Raw genomic sequence first — 10,180 nt, 5'->3', positions numbered from 1 at the left:
CGATAACAGCTTCACATTTAAAAAAGTCCCATATGGGGCCGTCTCAAAACACACACGCCGCTTTCTTGGGGATCAGCTGTCCGCACGGAATGGAATGGCCGTTCGGTTTTTGCGCCTTGCGAATCCCGAATGAGTCAGCGTGTCTGAACCGCAGTTTCAGGTGCATGCGTCATCCTTAACGTTCGTTGACGAGAGGATCTGAATAATGGAACCCGCAACGCGGCAACTGATTTACGTTTCGCGCGATCCTAGCGCGGAACTGAATACGCGTTTTCTGCAGCGTGGCTGGCATGTCGAGGTCGTAGGGTCCGCGCGCGATGCGCGTCGGGCGGTTCGCGCCGGGACGGCCGCTGGAGGGCTGCTCGATCTTTCCAGCGATTTCCAGCCGCACGAGATCGCCGCTTTTGAATCGTGCCTGACCATGCCGAATGTCGGCTGGGTCGCGGCCACCACGCCTGGGCAATTGCAAGACGCCGCGTTGCGCCGGCTCGTGCGCGACTACTGTTTCGATTACGTGACGGTGCCGTATTCGGGCGATCGCATCGTCGATTCGGTCGGCCACGCGTACGGGATGGTCTCGCTCGGCGAAACCGCGTCGCATGACGGCTCGCAAGGCGCCGAGGGCGAGATGGTCGGCTCGTGCGACGCAATGCTCGCGCTGTTCCGCTCGATCCGCAAGGTCGCGATGACCGACGCGCCGGTGTTCATCTCCGGCGAATCGGGCACCGGCAAGGAACTCACGGCGGTTGCGATTCACGAGCGCTCGGCGCGCCGCAACGCGCCGTTCGTGCCGATCAACTGCGGCGCGATTCCGCCTCATTTGCTGCAATCGGAGCTGTTCGGCTATGAGCGCGGCGCGTTTACCGGCGCGAATCAGCGCAAGATCGGCCGGGTCGAGGCGGCCAACGGCGGCACGCTGTTTCTCGATGAAATCGGCGATCTGCCGCTGGAAAGCCAGGCGAGCCTGCTGCGCTTTTTGCAGGAGCGCAAGGTCGAACGGCTCGGCGGACACACGGCGATCGATGTCGACGTGCGGATTATCTCCGCCACCCACGTGGACATGACCGCGGCGATGATCGAAGGGCGCTTCCGTTCGGACCTCTATCACCGGCTATGCGTGCTGCAGATCGACGAGCCGCCGCTGCGCGCGCGCGGTAAAGACATCGAACTGCTCGCGCGCCATATGCTCGAGCGTTTCAAGAAAGATGCGAGCCGCCGCTTGCGCGGCTTCGCGCCCGATGCGATCGCGGCACTGCATAACTATGGCTGGCCGGGCAACGTGCGCGAGCTGATCAACCGGGTGCGGCGCGCGATCGTGATGTCCGAAGGACGGGCGATCACCGCGCGCGACCTCGAACTGGCCGAGTATGTCGAGATAGTCCCGGTGTCGCTTGCGCAGGCGCGCGAAGCGGCCGAGCGGCAGGCGATCGAGCTGGCGCTGCTGCGCCACCGCGGGCGGCTCGGCGACGCCGCGCAGGAGCTGGGTATCTCGCGCGTCACGCTGTATCGGCTGCTGTGCTCGCATGGGATGCGGCATATGGAAAGCGAGCCGATGTCCGCGCCGCATGGCGATTTGCCTGCTTCGGTACAGCATCTTTGAAGTAGGCGGGGCGCCGCGAGCAGCGGTTGCGGTTCGGCCAGCGGGGCGGCGAGAAGCGGCCGCATCGTTGGCCGCACACCGCTTGCAGGCCGATCGTGGGCGGCCGTGGCAACACGCTGGTCGCGCATCGGCAGCTCCCAACGCCTGGCGCCTCCGTTGCGCCGGCCGCTGTCCGCTTCATCTCGGACTTCCTTTTCGTTCTGAACCTTCCCTTCGAATGGCCAATGCGGCGCATCACCGCCACGCGTCGCCTGGTCGCGCTTGTTAGAATCGGGTTTTGCTCAATCCCGTGGCGCATCCCGAGTTTCAGCCGCGCCTCGTCGAAGGAAACCGCATGAAACAATACCTGGAGCTCGTCCGCACGATCCTCGATACCGGCACATGGCAGGAGAACCGCACCGGCATTCGCACCATCAGCATGCCGGGCGCAATGCTGCGCTTCGATCTGCAGCAGGGCTTCCCCGCGGTGACCACCAAGAAGCTCGCGTTCAAGTCGGCAATCGGCGAACTGGTCGGGTTTCTGCGCGCGTCGCGCAGTGCCGCGGATTTCCGCGCGCTCGGCTGCAAGGTGTGGGACGGCAACGCGAACCAGAACGAGCAGTGGCTCGCCAATCCGTATCGCGAAGGTCCCGACGACCTCGGCGACGTGTACGGCGTGCAATGGCGCAAGTGGCCCGCGTACAAGGTGCTCGACGCGGGCGCGAGCGCGCAGCTCGCCGATGCGCAGGCGCGCGGTTTTCGCGTGATCACGCAATTCGACGAAGACGGTCGTTTGAAAGTGCTGCTGTACAAGGCGATCGATCAGTTGCGCCAGTGCCTCGATACGATCATGCGCAATCCGGCCGACCGGCGCATTCTGTTTCATGCGTGGAATCCGGCGGTGCTCGATCAGATCGCGCTGCCGGCCTGCCACCTGCTTTACCAGTTCCTGCCGAACGTCGCGCGCCGCGAAATTTCGCTGTGTCTGTACATCCGCAGCAACGACGTCGGGCTCGGCACGCCGTTCAATCTGACCGAGGGCGCGGCGCTGCTGCATCTGGTTGGGCGGCTGACGGGTTATACGCCGCGCTGGTTCAGTTATTTCATCGGCGACGCGCATATCTACGAGAATCAGCTCGATATGCTGCAGCAGCAACTGACGCGTGAGCCATACGAGAGTCCGCAGCTCGCGATTTCAGACCGCGTGCCCGACTATGCGAAAACCGGCGTGTACGAGCCGGAGTGGCTCGAAAAGATCGAGCCGGCGGATTTCTCGCTGGTCGGTTATCGGCATCATGAACCGCTGACGGCGCCGATGGCGGTCTGACGCTGCGGGACCAGGGGCTGTCACGCCCGCGTCGCGTATCAAAAACCCCGCGATTGTTCGAATCGCGGGGTTTTTTGTTGCCGGTGTCCGTATTGGCAGGTTGCCGCGAAGGCGGCGGCGACGGCCACTTGCGTCGACGGTGCTCAGCCCTTGTGATGTTCGTCGCGATTGCCGCCGCCTTGGTGCTGCTCGGCATGTTGCGGCTGCGCTTGAGCACGCGGCTGCTGAACCGGTTGCGGCCGCACTTGCTGCATCTGCGGACGCGGCTCAGCGCGCGGCTGCTGCACCGGCTGCGGGCGCGCTTCGAACCGCGGCTGTTGCGGCGGCTGTTGCGGCGGCTGTTGCGGCTGATGAGGCGGCGGCTCGGGGCGAGGCGGTTGCATAGGCTGAGGACGGGGTTGCTGCGCGGGCTGGAAGTGCGGTTGTGGCCGAGCCGGCAGCGCTTGCGCGGGCTGCGGCATCGGCTGCGGACGCGCTTCGAAACGCGGCGGCTGCGCCCGCTGTTGCGCCTCGACATGCGGCGGCGGTTGCATCGGCTGCGCACCGCGCTCCGGCAGGCGCGCCTGCTGCTGCGCGGCCGGATTCTCCGGCGGATGCGGCACGCCGGGTTGCCGCGGGCCGGCCGGCTCGTTCGCGCGCGGGGCCTGCTGAGCCATCGGCGGATGCGGCTGCGTCCAGGCCGGCTCGGATCGTCCGACTGCGCCCCATTGCTGCGGTGCGCCGTGCTGCCGCGCGGCGGATTGCGCCGCCGCGGCCGGATTGTCGCCGCCCACCTGGGGCGGTCGCGGCACGCCGTTCGGCGGATGTCCTATCTGCTGTCCTGCGGGTACTGCCTGTACCACGGGGCCTGGCTGCGGCTGATGACCATTGCCGGCCATCGGCGGCGGCAGACCCGGCCGCGCCCGCGCCGCCTCGCCGTGCGAGCCCGGCGCGAGACCTTCGGCGGGCCTCTGGCCAGCCTGCTCGATACCTCGCGGCGCGCCAGGCGTACCCGACGTCCCTAGCGTACCGGGCGCACCAAGCGTACCGGGCGTACCGGGCGCCCCGGCGGCCATCCCCGGCGGGCGTCCCGGCACATGCGATTGCACGACCCGCACCTTGGCGATCGGCGCCGCGCCCAGCGCCCCCGTCATCTGCGCGGGTACCGGCGTGCGCACGACGGGCTGACCGCCGCCCGGCACCCTTGCTCCGTTCTGCGCGAAGCGCTGCGCGAGGCCGTCGCGATACGCGGCCGGCATCACCGGATCGCGCGTCGCGATCACCGGCCGCGCGGCCGCGCTTGCTGGCGGCCGGTAATTCGCGCGCCGCATCTGCGGGCCGAAGCTCTCGCGCACAGGTGCGATGCCGGGCGCGCCCGGGTTGATCCGCGCGTGATGCCACTGGCCCGGATCGACCTTCTGAGCGAAGCGCCCGATCGGCTGACCGTGCACGAATGCCGTCGCCGGCACCGCCGTCACGCCGCCGCGGGCGCGGTAGTTCACGTACGTGTTGTGGACGTTTGCGTGGCGGTGATAGTCGTTGACGATCGTCGTGCGGTTCACGCGGTTGTAGTACGCGGGGCTCCAGTGGTCGCGGCCGCGCCAGTGCGGATGCCACGGTTCGCCCGGACCGAGCGGGAACCACGCGACGCCGGCCGCGACGGCCCCGCCGATCGCCAGATTCACGCCCCAGTCGGCGTCGCCATCGCCGTCGCCGACGAACGCGACCAGCGCCGGCGCGTAGACCGGCGGCGCTTCCGCTTCGAGCGGGCCCGGCACCCACGCCCAGCTGTCGTCGATCAGCACCCAGCGACCGTAGTGGTAGGGCGCGAAGCCCCACGGTTGGTCGTCGACCCAGGTCCAGCCCCACGGTGCCTGCCAGACCCAGTGGCCGTCGCGGTACGGCGCCCAGCCGGCCGGCGTCGTGCGTGGCGACCACACCTCGCCGTACTGTGGCGTCTCGCGCCACGTGCCGTTGGCATCGAGGTCTTCATAGCCCGGGACGTCGCGCGACACGTAGCGTGCCGATACTGAATGGTCTTCGGTGGCGTCGCGGCTCGCCGCCCACTGATCGAGCTCATCGGGCCCAGGCGCGGGCGCGGCGGCGAGCTGTTGCAGATTGGTGCCGGTGAAACGGATCTGCTGGCCCGCCGCGACCGGTAGCTGGCCGCCGTCGCCGTACGCGACCGCGTTGCCGTTGCGCACGGTGACGGTGGTGCTGCTGCCGTCCGGCGCGACGTCGATCCGATAGTCGCCGCGACCGTTCACGGCGAGCGCCAGGTTCGGTGTGTCGATTTCATACGACGAGCCCGGCGCGAGTTCGCGCACGTGCGTCGACAGCGTGCCCTGCGCGACTTTCAGCTGTGCGCCGGTGTCGTCCAGATTGAGTACGTCGAGGCTGGTGTTCGGTCCCAGACGGATCGCGGTCGAGCCGATGTGCAGCTCGGAGCGAGCGTTCTGGTCGTTCCACAGCTGGTCGCCAGTGGTGAGCGGGCGGTTGATCTGCGCGTACGACCAGTCGGTGGCGCCGGCGGGCTCGGTGGTCACGGCGCCTGCCGTGTAGTTCAGACGTGCGACGCGTCCCGGCGGATCGCCGTCCGGCGCGCTGACCGCCGCCGGGGCCGCGGGCGGCGCGGGTTGCACTTGCTGGGCGAGGCCTGCTTGCGCGGCCAGCGCAAGGACGCCGGCCACGATGAGCGTATTGGCGCCCACTCGCTGGGTCGCGGCTTGCCCCGGGGGCTCTGTGTTGTGTGTCATGACTGATCTCCGGCGGACGCGGCAATCGGCCCGGTCCCTCCAGTCACTCTAGCCGCCGGCCATGTTTCAAGACCCCCACATTTGTAAGGCGGATTCGCTGCCATGTAACAAAAGATCTCGCAGCCGCCACTGAGCGAAGCCGAACGTGCGCTGGCGGCGACGGACTTGGCCGCACAGCAGTCGACGTCAGTCGGAGTGCGCTTCGGGCGCGGTTGCCGGCGCGCCGGCGTTTGCGCCGGAGAAACGATTCACTCAGCGAGGAACGCATCGAAATACTGCTGGCCGGCCGGCGTGATGCGCAGTACGCGCGGCCGCTCGCTGCGTTCGACCCAGCCGTGCGCCGACCATGTGTCGAGCAGTGCCGCGCCGAGCGCGCCGCCCAGGTGCGGCCGGCGCACGCTCCAGTCGGGGCAGGTGCACGCGAAGCGCCGGCGACGGGTGTGCTGCGCGGACAGATCGATGCCCCAGTCGGCGAAGCGGGCGGCGCCCTGCGCGGTAGCGTCGAGCGACGCGCCGTGCGGCGTCAGCAGACCGCGCTCGAGCATCCGCTCGAACATCCGTACCGACAACTCGCCGGCCATATGGTCGTAGCAGGTGCGCGCATAGCGCATTTCGAGCGGCACGGTACGCGCGGGGCGGGGCGCGGTGCGCTGTGGCGCGCTGACCTGCGCGACGTTGGCGAGCGCTTCGATCGACGCGGCAATCTCCGGCGACGAGATACGGAAATAGCGATGTCGTCCGCGCACCTCGGCCGCGAGCAGCCCGCTGTCGGTGAGACGCGCGAGATGGGCGCTCGCCGCCGACGGCGACAGCCCGGCGATCATCGTCAGTTCGCCGGCGGGGCGGGCGCTGCCGTCCATCAGCGCCCATAGCATCGCCGCGCGGCCGGGATCGGCGAGCAGCGCGCCAATGCGGCTCAAGCCGGGGAAATGGTTGTTATCGTCTGCGACAGGGAGAGTCATCGTGGGCTCCTGGTGCGGGGCGAGTCTGCTGCCATGCTCTTCACTGTACCGGGTCGCGTGATTCGACGTTTCAGTCTGCTGTGAACAATGCAATACGGAGACAGCCCGAACGGGGGGCAGACCGCGCGCCGGCGCAACCGGGCGCAAAAAACCGGCGAAAAGGGCAAAAAGGGGCTTGAGAAGCCGCGTTCCCGCGTCGCGTTGCGCCGCCAGGCTAGAATCGAAAACTGTCTCTGAAGGGATACGTCGGGATGAAAACGCTCTTGGCCGCCGCCGCGGCCGTTCTGCTGTTCAGCGCGTGCGCGCAGGGTGGTGCCGGCTCGGGCGCGGCGGGCAGTGGCAGCATCACCATGTACGGCACGATCGACGAAGGCATCAGCGTCCATAACTAAGGCGACGCGGGCCAGTCGAGCTTTGGCCACACACGGTCAAGCCGGCGGCGCACGAACATCGCGTCGCTGCCCGACCTGGCGCGGCCGCGCCGCTCGCGAGCCGCTAACGCGCCCGATGCCGCGCCCAGGGTTGAAACAGCCGCATAGAACGCATGTCGAAACAAACCCGCGCCGCCGCACCCGCCAATTGGCAATTGCGTGTCGCATTCCCCCGCGACACCCCGCCGCGCACCATATTGCGCTCGTATAATCGCCTCCTTTCAATGCATCCGATTGACCGGAGTCAAGATGAGCACTGTTGCCGCAGCACCGCTGGACCGTTCGGAAACCACCTTCCGTTTTCTCGCCGAGCCGAGCTCCGTCAATTTCGGCGGCAAGGTGCACGGCGGCGCGCTGATGAAGTGGATCGACGAGACCGCCTATGCATGCGCCGCGGTCTGGTCGGGACGCTATTGCGTGACGGTTAGCGTCGGCAATATCCGCTTTCGCCGGCCGATCCTCGTCGGCAATCTGGTCGAATTGCGCGCGCGGGTCGTCGTGACCGGCCGCACCAGCATGCATATTCACGTGTCGGTGCAGGCGGGCGATCCGAAGGGCGGCGAGCTACTGCAGACCACGGACTGTCTGGTCGTGATGGTCGCGGTCAACGAGAACGGTCACCCCGTGCCGGTGCCCGCGTTCGTGCCGCAGACCGACGAGCACCACCGGCTCGCCAAGTACGCGATGGACGTGAAGCAGGCGCTCGACGCGATCGTCGAGCTAAAGCCGGAAGAAGTCGCGCAGGGCAAGATCTGAGCGAAGCACGCGCGCGCGGCGGCGGCCCGAGCCGCCCGCGCTACCAGTTGTTACTGGTTACCCCGCCGTCCGTCCGACCATATCGTTCGGCCGCACCCATTCATCGAACTGCTGCTCGCTGACATAGCCGAGCGCAAGCGCCGCCGCTTTCAGCGTCGTGCCTTCCTTGTGCGCCTTCTTCGCGATCTGCGCGGCCTTGTCGTAGCCGATGTGCGGATTGAGCGCCGTCACCAGCATCAGCGATTCGTTGAGCAACGTATCGATGCGCTCGCGGTTCGGCTCGATGCCGACCGCGCAGTTGTCGTTGAAGCTCCGTGCGCCGTCGGCGAGCAGGCGCACCGACTGCAGCACGTTGTGCGCGATCATCGGACGGAACACGTTGAGCTCGAAGTTGCCGCTCGCGCCGCCGATATTCACCGCGACGTCATTGCCGAACACCTGCGCGCAGAGCATCGTCAGCGCTTCGGATTGAGTGGGGTTGACCTTGCCCGGCATGATCGAGCTGCCCGGCTCGTTTTCCGGAATCGACAGCTCGCCCAGGCCGCAGCGCGGACCGCTCGCGAGCCAGCGAATATCGTTGGCGATCTTGTTCAGGCTCGCCGCGACCGTCTTCAGCGCGCCGTGCGCGAACACCAGCGCGTCGGCGCCGGCCATCACCTCGAACTTGTTCGGCGCCGACACGAACGGCAGGCCGGTCAGCTTGCCGATCGCCGCGGCGACGTTGTCCGCGAACTTCGGATGCGCGTTCAGGCCGGTGCCGACCGCGGTGCCTCCCTGCGCGAGTTCATACAGATGCGGCAGCGCCGATTCGACATGACGGATCCCGTGTTCGAGCTGCGCGACATAGCCGGAAAACTCCTGGCCGAGCGTCAGCGGCGTTGCGTCCTGCAGGTGCGTGCGGCCGATCTTGACGATGTTGTCGAACGCCTTCGCCTTGCCGTCGAGCGTATCGCGCAGCGTCCTGAGCGCCGGCAGCAGATGCTTGACGATCGCGGACGCGGCGGCCACGTGCATCGCGGTCGGAAACACGTCGTTCGACGATTGACCGCGATTGACGTCGTCGTTCGGATGCACCTTGCGCGCCTCGCCGCGCTCGCCGCCGAGCAGCTCGCTCGCGCGATTCGCGATGACCTCGTTCAGATTCATGTTGGTCTGCGTGCCGGAACCGGTCTGCCAGACGGCCAGCGGAAATTCGCCCGCATGTTTGCCGTCGATGATCTCGTCGGCCGCCTGGATGATCGCGCGCGCCTTCTGTTCGTCGAGCACGCCTAGACCGAGATTGACTTCGGCCGCCGAACGCTTGATCACGGCGAGCGCGGTGATCAGCTCGGGCGACTGCTTTTCGGTCGAAATCCGGAAGTTCTGCAGCGAGCGTTGCGTTTGCGCGCCCCACAGGCGAGCGTTCGGCACCGCGATTTCGCCGAACGTGTCGCGTTCCATTCGTACGTCTTCGGTCATGTTTCGCTCCGGTGTTCAAAGTTCAGAGTTGACGGGCAATAACGAGAATAGACCCGTTAGCGCATTCCGGTAGAAACCCGCTTGCGGATCGAAAATATACGTGCGCTGCTGGCCGTTCTCGACGTCGGTCCACACGAGCGGCGACAGCGGCGCGCCGATCGAGCGCAGATACGCGAGCTGGGCCTGATCGGCGAGTGTCACGTGATAGCTTTCGGCCGGCTGGATCGCGCGCTCGAAGATTTGCGCGACCTGATTCGCAAGCGCGGGGCTATGAATCACGAGCGCGAGTTCGGTATTCAGATTCGCCGAGCGCGGGTCGAGATTCATCGAGCCGATCACCAGAATCCGATGATCGATCACGTAGGTCTTCGCGTGCAGACTCGCGCGCGAACGCGAGCCCGCGACGCCCATCGATGCCGGCGCGTCCGGCTTGAATTCATACAGTTCGACGCCCGCCTTGAGCAACGGCACGCGAAACGGACTGTAGCCGGCCTGCACGGCCACCGCGTCGGTCGCGGCAAGCGAGTTGGTCAGCACCGCGATGCGGACGCCGCGGTGCGTGAGCTGGGCGGCCGCGTCCACGCCCGCGTCGTGCGGCACGAAGTAGGGCGACACGATCAGGAAGTCGTGACGCGCATCGCGCATCAGCTCGCGCAGCCGTTGCAGCGGCGGGCTCACGTAGTCCGGTGACGGACGCTCGATCTTCTCCGGCTGGTCCACCTTGAATTCGGCCGGCGCCCAGGTGAGGCCCAGCTGCTCGGTCGTGATCTGCGCGGCGAGCGGCGTCGCGTTCAGCGGCTTCGCGTTGTACGGGTCGGCGTTGGTGCGCCAGTGCTCACGCAGGTCGTCGCGCGTCTGCTCGAGCTCCTTGGGATCGAACTTCTGCTTGCTCAGCACACGCAGCGGATAGGCGAGGCCGCTGTTCCAGTAGT

The 10,180-nt window shown here is 67.2% G+C and carries 8 protein-coding genes; 4 read left to right on the top strand and 4 right to left on the bottom strand.

Features of this window, described 5'->3' with window-relative positions; all coding sequences use genetic code 11:
• The first annotated feature begins 205 nt into the window (after nt 1–205).
• Both VGH68_RS29070 and VGH68_RS29065 read left to right on the top strand, forming a co-directional pair.
• A complete protein-coding gene (locus VGH68_RS29070; protein WP_331607192.1) occupies nt 206–1,600 on the top strand; it encodes a sigma-54 dependent transcriptional regulator in 1,395 nt (464 codons plus the stop codon).
• Between the two features lie 334 nt (nt 1,601–1,934).
• Complete coding sequence (locus tag VGH68_RS29065; protein WP_331607191.1) at nt 1,935–2,906, top strand: thymidylate synthase; 972 nt, start codon at nt 1,935–1,937, stop codon at nt 2,904–2,906.
• A 143-nt stretch (nt 2,907–3,049) separates the two neighbouring features.
• On the opposite strand, the gene VGH68_RS29060 is transcribed toward VGH68_RS29065, so the two are convergent.
• Nucleotides 3,050–5,641: a DUF6600 domain-containing protein gene (locus VGH68_RS29060; protein ID WP_331607190.1), complete on the bottom strand. Its 2,592-nt coding sequence runs from the start codon at nt 5,639–5,641 to the stop codon at nt 3,050–3,052.
• A 248-nt stretch (nt 5,642–5,889) separates the two neighbouring features.
• Entirely contained in the window at nt 5,890–6,603 is a 714-nt protein-coding gene (locus VGH68_RS29055) for a helix-turn-helix transcriptional regulator (protein ID WP_331607189.1), read from the bottom strand.
• 251 nt (nt 6,604–6,854) lie between these two features.
• Between VGH68_RS29055 and VGH68_RS29050 the strand changes: the two genes are divergently transcribed.
• Nucleotides 6,855–6,995 carry a hypothetical protein gene (locus tag VGH68_RS29050; protein ID WP_331607188.1) on the top strand — a complete coding sequence of 47 codons (141 nt, stop codon included), beginning with the start codon at nt 6,855–6,857 and terminating at the stop codon, nt 6,993–6,995.
• A 288-nt stretch (nt 6,996–7,283) separates the two neighbouring features.
• Nucleotides 7,284–7,790, top strand: a complete 507-nt coding sequence (locus tag VGH68_RS29045) for an acyl-CoA thioesterase (RefSeq protein ID WP_331607187.1) — start codon at nt 7,284–7,286, stop codon at nt 7,788–7,790.
• A 57-nt stretch (nt 7,791–7,847) separates the two neighbouring features.
• On the opposite strand, the gene fumC is transcribed toward VGH68_RS29045, so the two are convergent.
• Nucleotides 7,848–9,248 carry a class II fumarate hydratase gene (fumC, locus tag VGH68_RS29040; protein WP_331607186.1) on the bottom strand — a complete coding sequence of 467 codons (1,401 nt, stop codon included), beginning with the start codon at nt 9,246–9,248 and terminating at the stop codon, nt 7,848–7,850.
• A 15-nt stretch (nt 9,249–9,263) separates the two neighbouring features.
• Nucleotides 9,264–10,180, bottom strand: a 917-nt coding sequence (locus tag VGH68_RS29035) for a phospholipase D-like domain-containing protein (RefSeq protein WP_331607185.1), incomplete at its 5' end; no start/stop codon positions are given.

This window comes from Paraburkholderia sp., assembly GCF_036488505.1.
Taxonomy (GTDB): Bacteria; Pseudomonadota; Gammaproteobacteria; order Burkholderiales; family Burkholderiaceae; genus Paraburkholderia.
The sequence above is the reverse complement of the archived record's forward strand: the minus strand, read 5'-3'. Positions and strand labels throughout refer to the sequence as shown.